Annotated in this window: 17 protein-coding genes and 1 pseudogene; 9 read left to right on the top strand and 9 right to left on the bottom strand. The window is 40.1% G+C overall.

From position 1 onward, the window contains the following. Nucleotides 1-57: 57 nt before the first annotated feature. Complete coding sequence (locus tag CVP05_RS09450; RefSeq protein WP_100289328.1) at nucleotides 58-1,218, bottom strand: cytochrome-c peroxidase; 1,161 nt, start codon at nucleotides 1,216-1,218, stop codon at nucleotides 58-60. Nucleotides 1,219-1,415: 197 nt separating this feature from the next. Here CVP05_RS09450 and CVP05_RS09445 point away from each other — a divergent pair. Continuing rightward, a pseudogene (locus CVP05_RS09445) lies at nucleotides 1,416-1,889 on the top strand (hemerythrin domain-containing protein); the annotation flags it as partial. Between the two features lie 36 nt (nucleotides 1,890-1,925). On the opposite strand, the gene CVP05_RS09440 reads toward CVP05_RS09445, so the two are convergent. Further along, nucleotides 1,926-3,215 carry an NRAMP family divalent metal transporter gene (locus CVP05_RS09440; protein WP_100289326.1) on the bottom strand — a complete coding sequence of 430 codons (1,290 nt, stop codon included), beginning with the start codon at nucleotides 3,213-3,215 and terminating at the stop codon, nucleotides 1,926-1,928. A 364-nt stretch (nucleotides 3,216-3,579) separates the two neighbouring features. Continuing rightward, nucleotides 3,580-4,914 carry a tRNA lysidine(34) synthetase TilS gene (gene tilS, locus CVP05_RS09435; protein WP_100289408.1) on the bottom strand — a complete coding sequence of 445 codons (1,335 nt, stop codon included), beginning with the start codon at nucleotides 4,912-4,914 and terminating at the stop codon, nucleotides 3,580-3,582. A 60-nt stretch (nucleotides 4,915-4,974) separates the two neighbouring features. On the opposite strand from tilS, the gene CVP05_RS09430 reads away from it, so the two are divergent. Next, nucleotides 4,975-5,373 (top strand): YbaN family protein, encoded by a 399-nt coding sequence (locus tag CVP05_RS09430; protein WP_100289325.1) that lies wholly within the window; start codon nucleotides 4,975-4,977, stop codon nucleotides 5,371-5,373. Here the strand turns inward: CVP05_RS09430 and CVP05_RS09425 are convergent. From CVP05_RS09425 to CVP05_RS09405, 5 genes are all read right to left on the bottom strand, one after another. After that, on the bottom strand, nucleotides 5,351-5,941 hold the full coding sequence (locus CVP05_RS09425) for a hypothetical protein (RefSeq protein ID WP_100289324.1): 591 nt from the start codon (nucleotides 5,939-5,941) through the stop codon (nucleotides 5,351-5,353). The two genes, CVP05_RS09430 and CVP05_RS09425, sit on opposite strands and share 23 nt — an antisense overlap. Nucleotides 5,942-6,009: 68 nt before the next feature. After that, on the bottom strand, nucleotides 6,010-7,263 hold the full coding sequence (locus CVP05_RS09420) for a multifunctional CCA addition/repair protein (protein ID WP_100289323.1): 1,254 nt from the start codon (nucleotides 7,261-7,263) through the stop codon (nucleotides 6,010-6,012). A gap of 5 nt (nucleotides 7,264-7,268) precedes the next feature. Beyond that, nucleotides 7,269-7,877, bottom strand: coding sequence for a TIGR04211 family SH3 domain-containing protein (locus tag CVP05_RS09415; RefSeq protein ID WP_100289322.1), 609 nt, complete (start codon nucleotides 7,875-7,877; stop codon nucleotides 7,269-7,271). A 70-nt stretch (nucleotides 7,878-7,947) separates the two neighbouring features. Next, nucleotides 7,948-9,210, bottom strand: a complete 1,263-nt coding sequence (locus tag CVP05_RS09410; protein ID WP_100289321.1) for an inorganic phosphate transporter — start codon at nucleotides 9,208-9,210, stop codon at nucleotides 7,948-7,950. A gap of 26 nt (nucleotides 9,211-9,236) precedes the next feature. Next, nucleotides 9,237-9,917, bottom strand: coding sequence for a TIGR00153 family protein (locus CVP05_RS09405; protein ID WP_100289320.1), 681 nt, complete (start codon nucleotides 9,915-9,917; stop codon nucleotides 9,237-9,239). A gap of 185 nt (nucleotides 9,918-10,102) precedes the next feature. Between CVP05_RS09405 and CVP05_RS09400 the strand changes: the two genes are divergently transcribed. From CVP05_RS09400 to CVP05_RS09370, 7 genes are all read left to right on the top strand, one after another. Next, complete coding sequence (locus CVP05_RS09400; RefSeq protein WP_100289319.1) at nucleotides 10,103-11,197, top strand: CYTH domain-containing protein; 1,095 nt, start codon at nucleotides 10,103-10,105, stop codon at nucleotides 11,195-11,197. Nucleotides 11,198-11,215: 18 nt separating this feature from the next. After that, entirely contained in the window at nucleotides 11,216-12,595 is a 1,380-nt protein-coding gene (gene radA / locus CVP05_RS09395; protein WP_100289318.1) for a DNA repair protein RadA, read from the top strand. Beyond that, nucleotides 12,592-13,485 carry a DMT family transporter gene (locus CVP05_RS09390; RefSeq protein WP_100289317.1) on the top strand — a complete coding sequence of 298 codons (894 nt, stop codon included), beginning with the start codon at nucleotides 12,592-12,594 and terminating at the stop codon, nucleotides 13,483-13,485. The genes radA and CVP05_RS09390 overlap by 4 nt, the downstream gene beginning before the upstream one ends. A 51-nt stretch (nucleotides 13,486-13,536) precedes the next feature. Next, nucleotides 13,537-14,016: a leucine-responsive transcriptional regulator Lrp gene (lrp, locus tag CVP05_RS09385; RefSeq protein ID WP_100289316.1), complete on the top strand. Its 480-nt coding sequence runs from the start codon at nucleotides 13,537-13,539 to the stop codon at nucleotides 14,014-14,016. Between the two features lie 5 nt (nucleotides 14,017-14,021). Continuing rightward, nucleotides 14,022-16,853 (top strand): DNA translocase FtsK, encoded by a 2,832-nt coding sequence (locus CVP05_RS09380; protein WP_100289315.1) that lies wholly within the window; start codon nucleotides 14,022-14,024, stop codon nucleotides 16,851-16,853. 61 nt (nucleotides 16,854-16,914) lie between these two features. Beyond that, complete coding sequence (gene lolA / locus CVP05_RS09375) at nucleotides 16,915-17,532, top strand: outer membrane lipoprotein periplasmic chaperone LolA (RefSeq protein ID WP_100289314.1); 618 nt, start codon at nucleotides 16,915-16,917, stop codon at nucleotides 17,530-17,532. Between the two features lie 51 nt (nucleotides 17,533-17,583). Further along, nucleotides 17,584-18,921, top strand: a complete 1,338-nt coding sequence (locus CVP05_RS09370; protein WP_100289313.1) for a replication-associated recombination protein A — start codon at nucleotides 17,584-17,586, stop codon at nucleotides 18,919-18,921. 37 nt (nucleotides 18,922-18,958) lie between these two features. Here the strand turns inward: CVP05_RS09370 and parC are convergent, their stop codons facing one another. Further along, complete coding sequence (gene parC / locus CVP05_RS09365) at nucleotides 18,959-21,211, bottom strand: DNA topoisomerase IV subunit A (protein WP_100289312.1); 2,253 nt, start codon at nucleotides 21,209-21,211, stop codon at nucleotides 18,959-18,961. Nucleotides 21,212-21,246: the final 35 nt, after the last annotated feature.

Here is a 21,246-nt window from a genome sequence, read left to right as displayed (position 1 = left end):
GTGTCAAGCTGGCTAGTGAAATTGTTATTTTTTCGCCATTTTTTCCCCTAAAGGCGGTTATTCTAATAACGATTCATAACGTTCGTCTGTGAGCAGTTTTAAAAAAGCGAGCAGTGCATCAATGTCTTCATCACTCAGCGCTTTTCCTGACTTTAACTCTTGGTGATTCACTGTAGGAGCATATTCAGGCGCTGACCAAGGTTGGTTTGTTTCAGGGTTTATGCGACGATTTGGATTATTGTAGTGATCGAGAAAGAGTAATACAGTGCGCAGTTCACTGAAGACACCATTGTGCATATAAGGGCCGGTTACAGCAATATTACGGAGGGTAGGAACTTTAAATTTGCCTTTTTGTTGCTCATCATTTTGCACCATAGGATTTTCAAATAACCCCAAATCGACGAAGTCTTCACTGAGTTGGTTATGGGCGATTAGACGAGGGTTTTTAGGTACGCCAATATTATGGTAGTGGTAATTGGTGAATGTTTCTTCTTGGTGTCCTGTTTCATGTAATTGGTGACAGCTGGAACAGTTAGTTGAAGTGCGGTCAAAAAATAAATTTTTTCCTTTTTCTTCTTGAGAACTTAGGCGGTATTCTCCACGTAAGTATTTATCATATTTAGAATCAAACGGTGCGAGTAAGCGCATGTTTTGTTGAAAGACCGCGAGAGCATCTTCCATCGCGGCGTAAACGGATTCTACGGAATGCCATACTTCTTTGCCATAATGTTGGGTAAAGAGTTGTTGATACATGGGCGTGAGGTAGAGTCGTTCAGCCACACTACGTTTGTCAGGCATGCCCATTTCTACGGGATTAATTGGTGGTTGCCCTGCTTGTTCGGCAAGATTTTTAGCGCGACCGTCCCAAAATTGCCCCCCAATATATTCTCCACTTGCATCATCATAATGAAATTCAGGGCTGTACTTGGCATATAGCATGGTTTGCGAGTTTCGGTTGCCGAATAAGGCGGGATTATCGCCTTGTGATACCATGCGTTTGGCTGAATTATCTCGTAGATCCACAAAAGCGGTATCAGGGCTATGGCAGGTTGAACAGTTTTGTGTGCCATTTAGAGAAAGTGCGGTGTCAAAAAATAAAATTTGTCCTAATAATGCTTTATTAATCCCTCCTTCCGGCATAACACGTGGGGCTTTTTCTAAAGCAAAGGCGGTATATGTGAGACTGCACATGGCGAGCGTAAGTAAAAAACGTTTCATAGTTTGGGTGCATATTGTGGAAACATAGCCATAGCATAGCGAGAAATAATAGAAAAGTCCTCCCTGTTTTTAGGTATGTGTTTTGATTTAAATCACAAAAAGGTCAAAAGGCAATAAGATTTTCTTTGGGAAAGGGGCAAAATATCCTACTATTTTAGTCGGTTTTAATGATACAAAGAGGTGATTAAATGGCTGATGATCAAAAATGGCTAACCGCAAGTTATGACGAGACAATTGCTTATATTTTATCGCGTTTTCACGAGCATCATCGTGTACAGTTACAAACGTTAATTCCTTTGGCAGAAAAAGTCGAAGATGTACATGGTGATCGTGAGGATTGCCCGGTTGGTTTGGCTGCTCAACTGAAACATATTTATGCCGATTTAAGTCAACATATGATGAAAGAAGAGCAGATTTTGTTTCCTATGATTAAGGCTGGGCAGTACGCAATGGCTCGTATGCCTATTCAGGTGATGGAGCATGAACATGCAGAGCACAATGATAGTTTGGATGTGCTAAGAGCTTTGACTAATAACATGACACCTCCTGCAGATGCTTGTAATACATGGCAGACATTATATCGTGGCGTACAGGAGTTTGTGGACGATCTGAGCTTACATGTACATACGGAAAATAATATCTTATTTCCACGCGTATTGAACGAAGCTTAATAATCAGGCGGATTCTCAGAATCCGCCTTATGCTTTTTAGTTTAACCAACCTGCTCGATGAACAATAAAGAGAATTGTAAAAGCAGTTAAATAGAATAATCCCATTAAAGAAAGCCAGAGTAATCCGCCTTTCACTTTATGCTTACCTTTTAATACTAATGACAGATTTAAGGCCGCAAAGACCGGGGTGGAAACAAAAGAGGCGATCATTGCAAATTTTAGCATAGGGTCAACGGCATTATTGAAATAGAAAATAATCGCTAATCCTGAAATAGCCGCAAATAATATAGCTAAGTTCAAGTATTTTGGTGTTGTTTGTTGGCGTTTTAAAATTAAACGTAAAGACTCAACATTGGTACGTGAATAGCCGTCGATGACGGTAATTGTAGTGCCAAACATACACATAAACGCAATAAAAGCGATTAAACCTCGTGCCCAGTCACCAATAGTAACGGCATACATATTAATTAATTGTGCAATATATTTGCCCCCAACCATTTCTACAGCTTCACCGGAACCATATTGTACTAATGCGCCTAAGGCTAAAAAAACGATCGCAAGAATCGCGGTGCCGATGTAGCCCACATTAAAATCCCAAATACCGTCTTTATAAGACACCGGCGTGAGACGACGTTTGGCGACAACCCACATGGAATTGATGGCAGAAATTTCAATAGGTGCAGGCATCCAGCCCATTAACGCCACAATAAAAGTCAATGCGGTTAAATTCCAAGGTGAAGCACTGATGTGATCAGGCGTGGCAACTCCATGAATACCGTTACGAAATAAAGCAATAGCAACAGCAGCAACCGTTGTGACTGTAAGAGCAATCATAATGAGTTTAGATAAATTATCTAATAAGCGATATTTGCCTAATAACAAGATGAGCGCACTAATACCGATAACAACAAAACTTAATACGGGTACGGGAATAGAAATAGGGAGAACAAAAGTCAAAATCGTTGCACATAAAAGCCCAACTGCAGCAGTATTAATCATGGTTGCAAACACATTTAAAATGAAGAAAACCCACAGATAAATCTGACCTTTTTGGCGATAGCCCTCAAGCAAAGTATTTCCCGAATCTAATGTATATTGGACACCAAAACGGAAAAACGGGTATTTAAATAAATTTGCTAAAATAATGATAATGGCTAATTGCCAACCATAAATCGCACCGGCTTGGGTAGAAGCAATAATATGTGAACCGCCGACAGCGGCAGAAGCCATAAGAATGCCTGGACCTAATGCGTGTAATTTTGATGACCAAGTGGACGGGCTTTCAATCGTATCAGTTGGTGAAGAAACATTTTTTGTTGTTTGCATATTGTATTCCTCATAATGTGTTATAGGTTTTATGATTCTAATATGTAAAATATTTTTTGCAATGTGGAATAAAATATTGCCACTTATTCATTTTTTCTTTTTAATCAATAGCTTATTCTTTATTGGCGGGTAGTAAAAGGTTTATAAAATGATAAAATATCTTTGTTTTTTGGTGAAAAATGCTATTTTTTGATAGATAGTGATGTATTTATCTTGTTGTTAGATGAACCGTAATATTTTATATCATATAAAAAAATTTATCATCTCACCTATATTAATTGGATAAAATATATCCTATTTTTGTTGAAGGTGATGGACTTATGGCGCTAGAGCACACCGATTAGGCTTATTTGTGGCGCTTTATTTAAAAAGTGGTAAAAAAACCCACCGCACTTTTAAGCTTGTTTCCTTCAAAAATTAATGGAATACGATGTCTTTGCCAAGGTGGGACGTTGAGTGATTGCCAAACTTTTTTGATATCTTGGTTTGCGCTGTGTGTGTTTAATTTGATTTTACCAGAATAGCTGAAACGAATGGTAAAGTGTGTTTCTGATGAATTAAATTCACTTTTCCACTGGTGATGGTGTTGTTGCCAAAGTGCGGTGAGTTTTTCTTGATTTTTGCTGAGAGAAAGTTTCCCTAATCCATCTGGCAGTTCGATAGTTTCATTTAATTGAATTGGGATTTCTTGCTTCTGAATATCGTGAAAGCACGGTGTAATATACAATCTCGATTGGTAGCGACGCACCACGCTTTGTTGTAATTGGAATTGTGGATTACGATCGGCTTGGGCAAAAATCACATCATTAATCAGTTGATATAGCTGTGTTTGTGATGGCATAGCAAGTTGATGTTTTGTGAGCCATAAACGCAATAAACCACATTGTTTGGGTTTGCTATATGTGTGGAAATGAGCAATGGATAAAGAGCGGTCTGTTTTTTGATAGATTTGATGAAAGATTTCCGCTAGTAGTTCGTTTATGAGCTGTTGTTGTTCAAAACAATGCTGCGCAGAGCGCTGCACCGCTTGATCGAAATATGTCCAGCGTTCACGTAAGGGCGCTAAGATCTGATTACGTAAGAAGTTGCGATCGTAGTGATCGTCTTCATTACTTTCATCTTCTACCCAAGTCATATGGTGTGTTTTTACATAGGCTTCCAGTTGTGGACGTGAAATATTCAGTAGCGGCCTAAAAATAGGCAAATGATAGACGGTATTGTGTGTTTGCATAGCACTTAAGCCTTGCAAGCCGCTTCCTCGCTTTAGAGCAAGCAAAAAAGTTTCCGTTTGATCTTGTTGATGATGGGCGGTAATGACCACTTCATCAGGGTCGCGTATTTGCGCAATGGCTTGATAACGCGCTTCACGTGCGCCTTGTTCTATACCGTTTTTGCGATCAATTTGTACTTTGCAACATAAAAATGGCACATTTAATTGCTGGCAAAGTGATTGACAATGCAGCGCCCAAGCATCGGCATTAGGACTTAATCCATGATGAATATGCACAGCACGCAAAGCAAGATTTGGCAAGATTTGGCGAAGTTTTGCCAATAACAGGAGTAAGGCTGTTGAATCTAAACCACCGCTTAATGCAAGCAGAAATTTGGGAGATGTGTTGTGATAAGCTGCTGTAATTTTTTGCGCAACGATAGATTCTAATTCGTGTTGTTTATCGGTGATTAAAGGTTGTTCAGTCATTTTCATCTGTTAGGAATTGTATTATACTTGAGAACAATTCTTATTTATTGGGTGTTATTTATGAAAGTCATTTATATTTTGCTCGGTTTTCTTTGCTTAGGTTTGGGCATTATTGGCGTGTTTCTCCCAATTTTGCCAACCACCCCTTTTTTATTGTGTACATTATTTTTCTTTACTAAAAGTTCTCCTAAATTACATCACTGGTTTGTACAAAGCAAAATTTATCATAAATATTTGAAAACATTCAATGAGCAACGGGCATTAACAGCAAAATCTAAAGCCTATATTTTGATTATTTCAACCAGTATGATGGCATTGTCGTTTTATTTTTCACCCAGTATAGTGGGCAAAATCGCGATTATTATCTTGCTCATTATTGAATATTGGTTCTTTTTCTTTTGGATTAAAACCTTACCAAATCGCGAACACTTATCTTCTAAGAAGCTTGATCGGGTTTAGGCAATAATTCAGGGTCGGCATTTTCTTCTGAGGGCGGAGTACTCTCAGGTGCTATCGGATGTTCAGGTTGTGCCACTTCATTTTTTTGTTGCCCGATTAGTCGCGATCTTAAGCGGGTAAAATTCGTATTTTCAGCTAACCAAATAGCGACAAATGCATCAGTGAATTGACGATCAAAGTCATGATTCAAAATAGTGTCATTAATGACAAAATAACCGTTTCCTTCTAGAGCGATGTAACTGAGCGTATCTCCTGGCTGAAAATCAGGCAGAATTTTTTGTAGTGTTGTCACAATTGTTTCACGATGTAATCCCTCAATATTTAAGGAATCCATTTCTTTCATTAGCGTGATAGCGAAATCTTTTCCTTCAACAGGTTTCGCAAAAGTGATGGACAACATGAGTGGGCGTTGGCCAGCGTGGTATTCACCGGTTTCGGAATACAATGAAATCGTGTACACATGGAACGGGCCCCAGTTGTAATCTGCATTGCCAACGTTGAGCCATTGTGCGGATAGTGCGCAGGGCAAGAGCCCAAGTAGCAAAAATAAACGAGATTTGAATTTCATGTTTGTACTCATAAAAGAATTCACGTTTTCTATTATAGCAAGTTCACTTTGATAAAGAAATTTGATTATTATGTTGAGCGATAAGTCTGAATAAATTCTGTGAGCGCCCCTAAGCGACGCTTATTAAGTTCTTCTCGAATGGCTTTTTGGGTAAAGCCATCTGCGATAACGTGTTGTACATCGATGCTTAACGCTGCATGGTAGCATTGCATAATATATTCTTTTTGGGGATAGGCGCGTTGTTCAAACCCTAATCTTCCTCGACTGTCAGCTTCACAAACCAATAAAAAACTTTCAAAACGTTGAGGTTTTCGCCAAATATCTAAATGGTTAAACAGCTCTAAGATCGTTTTAGGGCGTAATTCAAAGGCGCGGTGAATATGTGTGTGAAATTCACAACAGATCTCCGCCAATTCTTGTACTGCGACAGGCGGTTTTAAACGGCGGCATAGTTGTTTGATAGGAGAAAGTCCTTTTTTTTCATGGCCATAATGATGGGGCAATAGGTGTTGGGGACTGAGAGCCTTGCCTAAATCATGACAAATTGCAGCAAAACCGACCGCACTTTGGTTGAATGAAGTACCCTGGACAAGTTTGCTCGCTTGCTGAAGTACCATCATGGTATGAACAAAACTATCTATTTCAGGATGATGTTCCTGTGGATTAGGAATGCCACTGAGGGCATTTAACTCAGGAAATAAGATCGCAAGAGCGCCCACTTGATGTAAAATTTGGAAATAGATTTCAGGCTGAGGCTCATTGAATGCTTTTTCCGTTTCCAACCAAATGCGTTCAGGGGAAAGGGATTGGAGTTCATGGCTATTGCTAATTTGCTGCATTAACGCTAAAGTTTCTTCAGCAACACGAAATCCTAGATAATTGAACCGGGCAGCGAAACGAGCAGCACGCAACACACGTAGCGGATCTTCAATAAAGGCAGGGGAGACGTGGCGGAGTATGCGCTGTTGAAGATCGTTAATCCCACCATAAGGGTCATGTAGATTGCCTTGGGCATCTTGCGCGATGGCATTAATGGTCAAATCACGACGAATTAAATCTTGCTCTAGGCTGACATCAGGGCCAAAATCACAGGAAAAGCCAGTGTAACCTTGCCCTGATTTTCGCTCTTTTCGAGCAAGGGCGTATTCTTCTTTTGTGTCGGGGTGGAGGAAGACAGGAAAATCTTTGCCAACTTGTTGATACCCTTGCTCAATTAAATCGCTTGGTTGAGCGCCGACGACAACCCAGTCTCGATCTTTGATTGGTAAAGAAAGGAGCTGATCTCGCACAGCTCCTCCAACTAAATAAATTTGTGCCGGCATAAGATCTATGACCAGCCATCTCTGCGACGGCGTTTTGGCAAAATAAGAGGAATAATCAGCCCAAGTATTAATCCTACGCCTAATACGGAACCACCGTAGATAAACCATTGAATCGCAATTTCACGTTTGCCGGCATCCAACAATGCTTCTAAATCACGGTTTTTATTCTTGGTGATTTCTAATTCTCGGTTAAGTTGCGAGTTTTTTTCTAATAGCTCGCTACTTTGCTGCTCTGCTTGACGAGTACGACGTTGCATTTCTGCCGTACGTTGTTGCCAGTCCTCGTCTAATTTGTTGAGTTTTAGACTCAGCTCTTGAATTTGTTTTTTAAGTGCTGGATTTTCTTCTTTACTACTTGGTGAGTTGCTTAGCTCACTGGTTAAGATCCAACCTTCACGGTTTCGGCTATCACGAATGAGACTATATTTATCTTTTTGGTTTAAGACAGTGACGGGTTCACCCGCTTGGATTGCGCCTGAGATTCTAAATTGATCCCCCGCACCTTTGCGTAGAAAGGTGTTTAAATTTTCACTGACATAATGGGTAGCAGCTTGCACTTGCATAGCAGCAGTTAAACATAAACAAGAAAATAGAATTTTCGTGATTTTTTTCATAACAATGTCACTTAACTCACAGAATGTAAAGTGTGGCCAATTATTTTATCAAACTGACCGCACTTTTATATTAGAAGAAAATAGCTTTTAAACAATAATAAATAACAATAGCAAGAATTGCGCCAGCTGGCAAGGTAACAACCCAAGAGGCAATAATATTACGGATAACCGTTAAGTTTAAAGCCGCGATACCACGAGCAAAGCCGACACCTAATACAGCACCAACCAGCGTTTGTGTTGTTGAGATTGGTAAACCTGTTCCAGAGGCCAGTACTACCGTAATTGCACAAGCAAATTCTGCGGAAAAACCACGACTAGGGGTGAGATCGGTGATACCTGTACCGATTGTCCCCATTACACGATAGCCCATCACAGCCATACCAAGCACAATACCAAAAGCACCTAATGGAAGGATCCACCATGCTAGTGCTGTTTTAGGCACAATTTCACCACCGTGTTCAATGATAGATACCACAGCAGACAGTGGGCCAATCGCATTGGCAACATCATTAGAACCATGGGCAAAGGCCATTGCACAAGCCGTGATCAACATTAAGATACTAAAGACTTTTTCTACACCACCAAAGGTGCCACCTTGAACACGGTTTTTGAAAGATTCACTACGTAAATAGAAATTACACAGAATAATGGAGATAATGCCGATGCCTAGTGAGATAAGGAACGTTTCTGTGCCGTTTAGGTGTAAGCCAACATGTTTTAAGCCTTTTGTCATTGTGACGATACTTAAAATAAAGGTGGTGAGTCCCATATAAAATGGTCCAAAACGTTTGGCGTTTTTGAGCGGATCTTCTGTATCAAAAATGAGTTTTTGTGTGCTAATAAAAATGGTGTAAGCCACAATACCAGAAATAACGGGAGTGATAAACCAGCTGCCTACAATATTACGCAGTTGTCCCCATTCTACGGCTTGTGAACCAATGGTCACAAGGGCAAAACCGACAATTGCACCAATAATTGAGTGGGTAGTAGACACAGGCCAACCCATTCTTGAAGCAATGAGTAACCAAAGCCCCGCAGCAAAAAGTGCAGACATCATGCCAAGAACAAGGACTTCAGGGGTATCCACAAACTCCATTGGATTAATAATACCGCTTTTAATGGTTTCTGTAACTTCGCCACCAGCTAAATACGCACCGGCAAATTCAAACACCATTGCAATCATAATAGCTTGTTTAGCAGTAATAGTACCGGAACCGACAGAGGTTCCCATTGCGTTAGAAACATCGTTGGCACCAATACCAAACGCCATTAATAAACCAAAAATTGCTGTAATCGTGATGAGCAATGTGCCATATTGATTAAGTAATTCCATTGTATTTTCCTATTCTGTATTTACACTTATGAACGCGCTAACATCAATTCAATACGAGAGCCGACACGTTGTGCTTGCTCTGCAAGTTCGCTTACCCAATCAATGATTTTATGGAAAAATAGAATATCCACAGGGCTAAATTGGCTTTCCATACTAAAGAGTTTACGGCGTAAAGCTAATTGTAGCACTTCAGTGTCATCTTCTAATTTATCTAGCTCATTAATTAATTTATTGACTAATTTTAATTCACGTCCTTTGAAACCGGTTTCTAATAATTCATCAATTTCATCAATAACGCGGTGAGCTTGACGGGTAGATTCAAGGCTACATTGTAAATATTCTAAGAAAGGTTGTTGTAAATCTTCTGGGATATAGAGATGGCGAGTCATTACGCGGGTAGTAATACGCTTTGCATAATTGGCGAATTTATCTTGTTGCGTAATTAACTCCAGTAAATCACGGCGATCAATTGGCATAAATAAACCGCGTGGTAATTTAAGACGAATTTCACGTTTTAGCGCATCCGCCTCGCGTTCATCTTCGGCGATTTGAACACGCAATGTTTCTGCGTTATCCCAGTCTTTAGCAAATGTGGCCTCAAAAAAAGGAATGAGACGATCACAGCATTCTGTGACTTTAGTGGAATGTTTTTGTAGGGGTTTAAGGGGTGAGTGGGCAAATAAACCTAAAATATTATTCATTGCCATAATTATGTTTGCTCCAATAAACAAGGATCAATAGATCCTAGAGTTTTATAAAAAATCATGCGAATATTACATTATGTCGGTCAGAAATTCACGATTTTAATCGAAAAACTTAAGAAATTCTTCTCGAGTAGTTGTGTGTATTTTGTATTTTTAATTTTAACCTTTTGATATATAAGGAATTATAGATGAGTCATGAAATTGAGCTAAAATTAGCGATAGATCATCACTTTGCTGATTTTTTGAGCCAGGAAATGACTGGGTTTCGGGTTTTGGCACAAAAACAGGTGATGTTGGAAAATTGTTACTATGATACGGTTAATCAGTTTTTTGCTAAGCAAAAGATGGGATTGCGCGTGCGCAGTGAAGAAAATGAGCATGTGCTAACACTGAAAACACATGGCAAAATTCAAGGGGGCTTACATATTCGCCCTGAGTACAATGTCGTGTTGGATAGCGCTCAGCCACAATTAGAAAAATTAAAGAGATTCACTGAGCTGGAGGCATTTGAAAATATTGACTTAAACGATTTACAACAACAATTGTATCCTATTTTTCGAACGGATTTTCAGCGTCAGTTTTGGCATATTCAGCTAGCAAATGGGGCAGAAATAGAGGTGGCATTAGATCAAGGTGATATTGTTGCGGGTGAAAAAGTTGAGCGTATTTGTGAGGCTGAATTTGAGCTAAAATCGGGTGTTGTGGACGATTTGTTAACTTTTGTTGAAGGGTTAAGTTTGGTTGATGGTGTCCGAGTGAGTAGTATTAGTAAGGCGCAACGGGGTTATAAATTAGCTAATCCCCAATTACAAATGCCAATTGATTGGATAGCCCGTTGGCGCCAATTAATTGAGCATGAAAAAAGTGCGGTCAATCCTGAAGAAAAATTAACCGCACTTTTCCAACATGAGCAACAATTAATTGAAGATACGATTAATCTTGATAAAACAACCATTACCCAAAATTTTGTCAAAACGGTTGAGCGGGTAGGGGCATTTTTTAATTTGTATTTTCATTATGTGGAGCATGGGAAATGGTTCGAACAGCTTCTTGTAGAGAAATTGGAAAAACAAGCTCAAGATGGATCCCATGTTCGTTTAGATCGGGAAATTGTTGAGCAGTTAATCGAAAGTAATGAGCGTTTATTAAAAAATGTTAAAAACATTATTCAGCAGCATAGTGAGCAAAAAGATAATGATAAAGCATTGGCGCAATTGATTGAGATGGTTCAAGTAGGGAGCTATGTGCATCGTATGATCGGTTTGATCCGTTTAACAATGTAATATGAGATAGAGAGAAACATGGCAAAAGCAGCAAAAACCGCATATGTATGTAATGATTGTGGCGCAGATTATCCACGTTGGCAGGGTCAATGTTCTGCTTGTAAAGCATGGAATACTATTACAGAAGTTCGCCTTGCTCCAGCAAAAGCGGCAAAAGGTGATCGATTTAGTGGGTATGCAGGGGAAACACAAGCTAAAATTCAAACTCTGGCAGAAATTAGCCTACAAGAAATGCCGCGTTTTAATAGCGGATTTAATGAGTTAGATCGTGTATTAGGAGGGGGGATTGTGCCGGGTTCTGCCATTTTGATTGGTGGACACCCTGGTGCAGGTAAGTCAACATTATTATTACAAGTGATGTGTGGGTTATCACAAAATATGACAACACTGTATGTGACTGGTGAAGAATCTTTACAACAAGTCGCAATGCGAGCGAATCGATTAGGACTACCAACAGATAAATTACATATGTTGTCTGAAACTTCGGTTGAACAAATTTGTCATTTAGCTGATCAGTTAAAGCCAAAAATGATTGTAATAGACTCCATTCAAGTAATGCATCTTGCAGATATTCAGTCTTCGCCGGGCAGTGTCGCACAAGTTCGTGAATGCGCTTCTTTTTTAACGCGTTATGCGAAAACCCGTCAAATTGCGATTATGATGGTGGGACATGTTACGAAAGATGGCACACTGGCAGGCCCTAAGGTGTTAGAACATGTGATTGATTGTTCATTATTACTAGAAGGAGAAACAGACTCTCGCTTTCGCATGTTGCGTAGCCATAAGAACCGTTTTGGTGCGGTAAATGAATTGGGCGTATTTGCCATGACAGAACAAGGATTGCGTGAAGTTAAGAACCCGTCTGCTATTTTTTTAAATCGTAGCGAAGAACAAACGTCAGGGAGTTCAGTCATGGTTTTATGGGAAGGAACTCGACCGCTTTTAGTGGAGATCCAAGCTTTAGTGGATCATTCAATGCTAGCGAATCCTCGTCGTGTTGCAGTGGGGTTAGAGCAAAATCGTGTAGCCTTGTTACTGGCAGTACTACATCGTCATGGTGGGTTACAAATGGCTGATCAAGATGTATTTGTGAATGTTGTTGGTGGGGTAAAAGTGAGTGAAACCAGCGCGGACTTAGCTCTGTTGTTAGCCTTAATTTCTAGTTTTCGTAATCGTCCATTGCCTCAAGATGTTGTCGTGTTTGGTGAAGTCGGATTAGCAGGTGAAATTCGTCCTGTGCCGAGTGGACAGGAGCGTATTGCTGAGGCCGCAAAACATGGATTTAAACGTGCGATAGTTCCTTATGGCAATAAGCCGAAAAGTGCGGTTAAAAACATGGCAGTTTTTACAGTGAAAAAACTGGGTGATGCGTTACGAATTCTGGAGGAGCTTCAATGAGGATAGATTGGCGCTCAGAAAGTTCTGCAAGCGTGTTACTTGTTATCGGGTGTATTGTTTTTGGACTTGGGAGTATTATTGTTGCAACGGTACCGGTTGGTGCTTATGCCATCGCGTTCTGGCGCTTGTTAGTGGCTGGTGGGATTTTTCTTATCTTAGGGCGAGTGTTTCATCAGCATTTTCCGCGCTCTGCTAAAGCGCGATACTACGGGCTTATTGCGGGCGTGTTTCTTGGCTTTGATTTGGCTTTATGGCATGAAAGTATTTATGCGGTAGGGCCTGGAATTTCTACATTATTAAATAGCTTACAGATTTTTTGGTTATCCGCCATAGGATTTATTTGGTTTAACGAACGTCAGACTAAACTGCAATTATTTAGTCTCGTATTAGCGGTATTGGGCGTTGGTTTAATTGGTAGCCCCGAATTTACGCATAATGAACAGGCATTATGGGGCTTTATATCAGGGATAACGTCTGGTTTGATGTTAGCCTTATCTATGGTGTTTGTTCGTAAAACTCATGAAGTTGAAAAAACGCAAATATTTCCACTGATGTTATTAATTAGTTTAGGTGGCATGGGGGCTCTGATTGTGCCCGCGCTGGTATTTGATTGGGGGAAATTGTTCCCGACGACACTGACTCATATGGGATTAATTTTTATTTATGGCGCGATTATGCAATGTTTTGCATGGGGGCTAATCGCTTATGCGATTCCTTTATTGTCGCTGGCTTTAACGGGACTTTTGTTGTTATCTGAACCCGTCGCGGCGTTGTTAATTGATTACTTCTTTTTAGCCAAGCCGATTAGTGCGTTACAGTGGATTGGTGCAGTATTCACCATGATAGCGATCTATTTAGGTTCATTAAAAGCACAAAAAGTTAAAAAATAGTGTAGAATCAGAATATTTAGCTATAAATCAATAAATCGATTAGAGGCAACAATGAATAAGAAGCTCACTAAAGCACTTGACAGTATTGATATAAAAATTCTCAATGAATTACAAAGAAATGGCAAAATTTCCAATATTGACTTGTCTAAAAAAGTAGGTTTATCTCCGACACCTTGTTTAGAGAGGGTAAAACGTCTAGAAAAACAAGGTATTATCATGGGATATCGCGCTCTGCTTAATCCGGAATTATTAGATTCTCCATTATTGGTGATTGTCGAAATCACGTTAGTACGTGGTAAACCGGATGTATTTGAGGAGTTTAATGCGGCGGTGCAGCAGCTTGATGAGATTCAGGAATGTCATTTGGTATCAGGTGACTTTGATTATCTACTTAAAACACGTGTTGCAGATATGGCGGCCTATCGTAAGTTGTTAGGAACAACATTATTACGCTTGCCGGGCGTTAATGATACGCGGACTTATGTCGTCATGGAAGAAGTGAAACAAACAAATTTTTTACAGCTTAAATAATAAATATGATTGAACAAATTAAGGCACGTTTTACGCCAAAACAATATTTTGTAGAACTACTTTTCGGTGTAGTGGCATTATTAGGCTTATATTTGATTATTGCATGGTCGAGTTATAGCCCAATTGATAGCACTTGGTCAGTATCCTCTTATCAACCTGAAACCATTAATAAAGCGGGTTTTTTAGGTGCATGGCTAGTGGATTTATTTTTTGCATTATTTGGTTATATTGGGAATATTATTCCGTTTGTCTTATTTATAGCACCCATTTATTTTATTCGCACTAAATTAGTAGACTCTTTAACATGGACTCGCTTTAGTTTACGCATGATGGGGTTTGTACTGATGTTGTGTGGGTTAACCATGTTAACGGCATTGTTATTTTCTGACCCAGTTTATTATTTATCTGGTGGGGTGTTAGGTGGAATGCTAACCGCTTGGTTATTGCCGGTGCTAGGTAAATTTGGTGCGCTTTTATTGGCTATCGCATTGAGTTCAGTAGGATTCGTATTGTGTTCAGGTGCGTCATTAATTCTGTTATTAGTGAAGTTTTACCATTGGTTAACGATAAAAAATGAAGAACCTACCACAGAAAATAGCACACCAGTAGCAGAGCATAATGTGCAGAGTACACCGATTACCGCAGAGCCTAGCGCTAAAGAAACGCGAAAAAATGATTTTGTAGATGTCACTCATTTTGCGAAGCCTGAAATTAAAGGTTTAACGCCAAAAACTGAGACACAAGAACAGGTTGTTGAATCATCAGTGGTTGAAGAGACTCAAGAAGTCATGCCACAAATTATACCAACAACCATATCACAAGCTACGCCTCATGTTCAGATTGAGTCCGTTGATGTGTCTGATTTTGATCAAACACAATTTGATTTCCAGTTAAAATCCGATACCCCATTACCAACAGTGACTATTCATGATGACTATTCGTCGTTGATGGAAAAGCCCGTTGAGCTTGAATTACCAACGCCTGTTGTAAAAGAAGAAAGTGCGGTGGATTTTGGGCAAGATTTTCCAACTATGCCGACTATTTCACTGGCCGAAAACGAATCTAAAACAGCGTTTACTGTGAGTTTATCGGATTCACCAGCAGTTGCACACAAAGACGAAGATGATGAGCATTTTTATGCCTTACAAAAACAATTTGAAGAACGTGAGGCGCAGCGTTTAGCTGAAATGGAACAACGCGCTAAAGCACTTGATGCGGAAGATTTGTTTCAAAATATTACGACCGTCTCTGAGCGAGAGGAGCAGCCGGAAAAACAAGCACCGGTATATAAGCCTTATGAAAATTCGTTAATTCACCCGTTATTACAGCCTACTCAGACCCATACGGCAAAGCCGACAACGCCTATGCCGACATTAGATTTATTGGATCAACATTCGGCACAAACGCATGAAATTACGGAGGCTGAAATTATAGAAACATCACGTCATATTTCTCAGAAATTACGTGATTTTGGGGTAAAAGCTGAAGTAGAAGATGTATTAGTCGGACCGGTGGTGACACGTTATGAATTAGCGTTGCAACCTGGTGTAAAAGCGTCAAAAGTGACTGGTATTGATCGGGATTTAGCACGTGCATTAAGTTTCAATTCTATTCGGGTTGCAGAAGTGATACCTGGTAAACCTTATATCGGTATTGAAGTGCCAAATAAACACCGACAAACAGTTTGGTTACGAGATGTATTGAACACTCCGGTATTTTTGCAGTCTAAATATTTGTTACCGATGGCATTAGGTAAAGATATTAGCGGTGAGCCTATTATTATTGACTTAGCAAAAACGCCACATTTATTAGTTGCAGGCTCTACGGGATCAGGGAAATCAGTTGGTGTGAATACCATGATTTTAAGTTTGCTATTTAAGGTTAAACCAAGTGAAGTTAAATTCATTATGATTGATCCTAAAGTGGTGGAATTGTCTATTTATAATGATATTCCTCACTTATTAACGCCTGTGGTAACGGATATGAAAAAAGCCGCCAATGCCTTGCGTTGGTGCGTGGAAGAGATGGAGCGTCGTTATCAGTTGTTATCAAAATTATTTGTGCGAAATATTGAGGGGTATAACGAAAAAATTGCACAAGCTGAAGAAATGGGGCTGCCGATTCCAAATCCGATTTGGAAGCCTGGAGACTCGATGGATACTATGCCACCAGCACTCGAAAAAATGAGTTATATTGTTGTTATTGTGGATGAATTTGCTGATTTAATGATGGTTGCAGGGAAGCAAATTGAAGAGCTTATTGCGCGATTGACACAAAAAGCAAGGGCGGTGGGGATTCATGTTATTCTTGCAACTCAGCGCCCATCTGTTGATGTCATTACGGGATTAATCAAATCAAATATCCCAAGTCGCATTGCGTTTACTGTTGTGCAGCGCAATGACTCTCGTACCATTTTGGATCAAAATGGTGCGGAAGCTTTGCTCGGTCGAGGGGATATGTTGTATTTAGGTAATGGTACGACAGATTTAGTCCGAATTCACGGTGCATTTATGAGTGATGATGAAGTACGTAGAATTGCAGATGATTGGCGCGCTCGTGAAAAACCGGAATATATTGATGCCATTTTAGAATCCGTTGATGATAATGATGAAGAGGCTAAAGGGGCGAGTTCTGACGGTGACTTAGATGAATTATTTGATGAAGTGACAGAGTTTGTCGTCAGTACGGGGACAACATCGACTTCCTCCATTCAGCGCCGTTTCCGTGTGGGATTCAATCGAGCTGCAAGAATTATGGATCAATTAGAAGAGCAAGGCATTATTTCAGCTATGCAAAATGGGAAACGCGAAGTATTAGCAAGACGTGGAGAATATTGACGATTGTTCAATCATTGATGTGAACTAATAGATTTAATTTCATTGTAATTGAGGAAAGCAAATGAAAAAAACGTTATTGAAAACAACAGGTGTATTTTTATTATTCGTGACACCATTCGCTTGGGCTAATGCGAGTGGAGAATTACAAAATCGTTTAAAACTAGTCGAAAATCTAAGCGCTGACTTTAATCAAACGGTGACTTCTGCAAATGGTAAAAATGTCCAACAAGGAAGTGGAAAACTGCAAATTAAACGTCCGAATTTATTTCGCATGGATACAAAAACGCCACAAGAAACCCAAATTGTTTCAGATGGTAAAACATTGTGGTTTTATGATCCTTTCGTAGAGCAAGTGACGGCAAATTGGGTTAAAGATGCGGTGAACAATACGCCATTTGTATTGCTGACCAGCAATGACCAAAGTCATTGGCAGCAATATCGTGTCGAACAGCAAGCGGATACATTTGTACTGAAACCAACAGCCAAAAATAGCAATATTAAACAATTTAGTATTCGTATTGATAGTGCGGGTGTGTTGCGTAATTTTAGTACGGTTGAAAATGATGGGCAAAGTAATTTATATGTCTTACGTAATATTAGTAATCAGCCTTTGTCTAATGAATTGTTCAAGTTTAATGTGCCAAAAGGCGTAGAATTTGATGATCAGCGCAAAAAATAATTAATGATAGATGGGCATATCGCCCATTTTTTTGTTTAACAAGAGGGCATTATGTCTAATTTTAGCTTTGATTTTGCAGAAAGTGATTTTCGTCCGTTAGCGGCAAGAGTGCGGCCACAAACCCTTGAACAATATTGTGGACAGAATCATTTAATCGGACAAAATAAGCCATTACGCAAAGCGATTGAAGCAGGCCATATTCATTCTATGATTCTTTGGGGACCGCCTGGCACAGGGAAAACCACTTTAGCGGAAATTATGGCACTTCGTATAAATGCTGAAGTTGAGCGAATTTCTGCTGTGACGAGTGGGATTAAAGAAATTCGAGACGCCATTGAGCGAGCAAAACAAAATCGCCTTGCAGCGCGACGTACGATATTATTTGTTGATGAAGTACATCGCTTTAATAAAAGCCAGCAAGATGCTTTTTTGCCTCATATTGAAGATGGCACGATTATTTTTATTGGTGCAACGACAGAAAACCCTTCTTTTGAGTTAAACAATGCGTTGTTATCACGCGCTAGAGTCTATGTGTTAAAGCCCTTAACTGCGAAAGATATTGAGCAAGTATTACAACAAGCAGTGAATGATGTTGAATTTGGCTTAGGCAAAGAGCGGTTGATTTTTGAAGAGAATGTATTGCAGTTATTGGCTGAATATGTCAACGGTGATGCGCGGCTGGCGTTAAATTGCCTAGAATTAATGGTGGATATGGCTGAGGAAAGTGAAAAAGGTAAAAAAATAGACCGCACTTTGTTAACTGAAGTTTTAGGGGAAAGACAAGCACGTTTTGATAAGCAAGGTGATCGCTTTTATGATTTAATTTCGGCCTTACATAAATCTGTTCGAGGTTCTGCACCGGATGCGGCACTTTATTGGTATGCTCGGATTATTACAGCTGGAGGCGATCCACTGTATGTCGCCCGTCGCTTATTAGCCATTGCTTCGGAAGATGTCGGCAATGCCGATCCACGTGCTATGCAAGTTGCACTGGCTGCGTGGGATTGCTTTACTCGTGTTGGTGCATATGAGGGAGAAAGGGCGATTGCACAAGCGATTATTTATCTTGCGGTCGCGCCGAAGAGTAACGCGGTGTATGAGGCCTTCAATGCAGCAAAACAACTTGCTAAGGAAGCGCCTGATTTTGATGTGCCAGAGCATTTGCGTAATGCCCCCACCCATTTGATGAAAGAATTGGGCTTTGGTAAAGAATATCGTTATGCCCATCATGAAGTGAATGCTTATGCCGCAGGAGAAAACTATTTTCCTGAAGCATTGAAAGATACCCAATTTTATTTTCCAACTAATCGTGGTATGGAAAGTAAGATTAAAGAGAAACTCGATTGGCTTGCTGAACTCGATCGTGAGAGTGATAAACAGCGTTATTAATTGGTGGACAACAGATAGGTTGTCCACTTTAATCTATTTATTGCGCTTCGACGACTTCAATTTCTGCACCAGAATGTAATCCTCTCGGTAATTGACTACCTTTACGCCCACGTTCAGCGCGGAACTTTTGTAGATCTTCAGGTTTTAAGGTAATTTTGCGTTTACCAGAATGGAAGACGAGGCTAGCTTGATCGGAAATGAGTAATAGCTTAACCAATAATTCTGTTCGAGCTTTTGCCGCCGCTGATGGGATTGTCACGATTTTATTGCCTTTACCTTTGCTTAATGCAGGTAAATCGGCTACTGGAAAAATCAACATACGGCCTGCAGAAGTCAGCGCAACTAATAGATCCGTTTGCTTTTCAATTTTCAATGGCGCTAGGCTTTTGGCGTTTTCCGGCAAACTGATAACCGCTTTCCCTGCTTTATTACGTGCGATAAGATCTTCCACTTTACAAATAAACCCATAACCCGCATCAGAGGCCATCAGCAATGCTTGATTATCTTGATCAAGTAATACACTCTCCACACTCGCGCCAGCCGGCAAGGTTAAGCGACCTGTTAACGGCTCGCCTTGTGATCGTGCAGATGGCAAGCTTAATGGGTCAAGGGCATAGCTTCGTCCTGTGCTATCTAAGAATATGGCGGCTTGATTGCTTTTGCCATAAGCATGGGCTAAATATTTATCACCCGCTTTGTAGCTGAGGCTTTGGGCATCAATATCATGGCCTTTCGCACAACGTACCCAGCCCGCTTCTGATAATATCACGGTAATAGGTTCTGCTGGTGTCATTTCACTTTCTGCGATCGCTTTAGCTTCCTCTCGCTCTACTAATGGAGATTGGCGTGGGCTAGCATAGGTTGTAGCATCTTGCTGGATTTCTTTTTTCAATAAATTATTTAATTTGCGCGCTGAACCTAAAATCGCTTCTAAATTTAACCGCTCTTTTTCTAATTCATCTCGTTCGGCTTGCAGTTGATATTCTTCGAGTTTAGCTAAATGGCGTAAACGTAAGTTTAAAATGGCTTCGGCTTGTTGTTCAGAAAGTTGAAAACGTGCCATTAAGACAGCTTTGGGTTCATCTTCATTACGAATAATATGAATGACTTCATCAATGTTTAAAAACGCAATCATTAAACCTTGTAGAATATGTAAACGATTGAGTACTTTATCAAGACGATACTGTAATCGGCGCGTGACGGTAGTACGACGGAAATCAATCCATTCACTGAGGATTTGGACTAGGTTTTTGACCGCAGGTTTTTGATCTAAGCCGATCATATTCATATTGACACGGTAGCTTTTCTCTAAGTCAGTTGAAGCAAACAGATGGCTCATCAGTGCATCTAAATCCACTCGATTTGAACGTGGCACGATGACTAAGCGAATTGGGTTTTCATGATCGGATTCATCTCGGATGTCTTCTACCATCGGTAATTTTTTATTCGTGAGCATATCACCGATTTGCGCCATGATTTTCGAGGGTGAAGCTTGATGAGGTAAGGCGGTGATAATAATTTCGCCATCTTCTTTTTTCCAAACCGCTCGCATTTTGATAGAACCCCGACCTTGTTCATAAATTTTGCGAATATCGGCTTTTGGAGAAATAATTTCTGCTTCTGTTGGGTAGTCTGGGCCTTGTACAACAGTCAGTAAATCATCTAAAGTCGCTTGCGGATTATCCAGTAACATAATGGTTGCTTCAGCAATTTCATTAATATTATGCGGTGGAATATCGGTTGCCATACCGACAGCAATACCTGTTGTACCATTGAGCAGGATATGAGGGAGGCGCGCGGGTAAATATTGAGGTTCATCTAATGAGCCATCGAAATTAGGTTGATAGTCAACCGTGCCTTGCCCTAATTCAGATAAGAGAATCTCAGCAATTTTTGAAAGGCGAGATTCGGTATAACGCATGGCTGCGAAAGATTTGGGATCATCGGGCGCACCCCAGTTACCTTGTCCGTCGACTAAAGGGTAACGATATGAGAACGGTTGTGCCATCAATACCATAGCTTCGTAACAAGCACTGTCACCGTGTGGATGAAATTTACCTAATACATCACCTACTGTTCGTGCGGACTTTTTATATTTTGCTGAAGCATTGAGGCCTAATTCCGACATAGCATATACAATGCGGCGTTGAACCGGCTTTAGGCCATCGCCAATAAAAGGTAATGCACGATCCATAATGACATACATGGAATAATTTAAATAGGCATTTTCGGTAAATGTGCGAAGTGGCATTTGCTCAATGCCATCATAATTTATTGTTTCATTTGTCATTTTATTAAATTTCCAAAATATCTCTGTAAGGTAGC

Source organism: Conservatibacter flavescens (assembly GCF_002795425.1).
Taxonomy (GTDB): Bacteria; Pseudomonadota; Gammaproteobacteria; order Enterobacterales; family Pasteurellaceae; genus Conservatibacter; species Conservatibacter flavescens.
The sequence above is the reverse complement of the archived record's forward strand: the minus strand, read 5'-3'. Positions and strand labels throughout refer to the sequence as shown.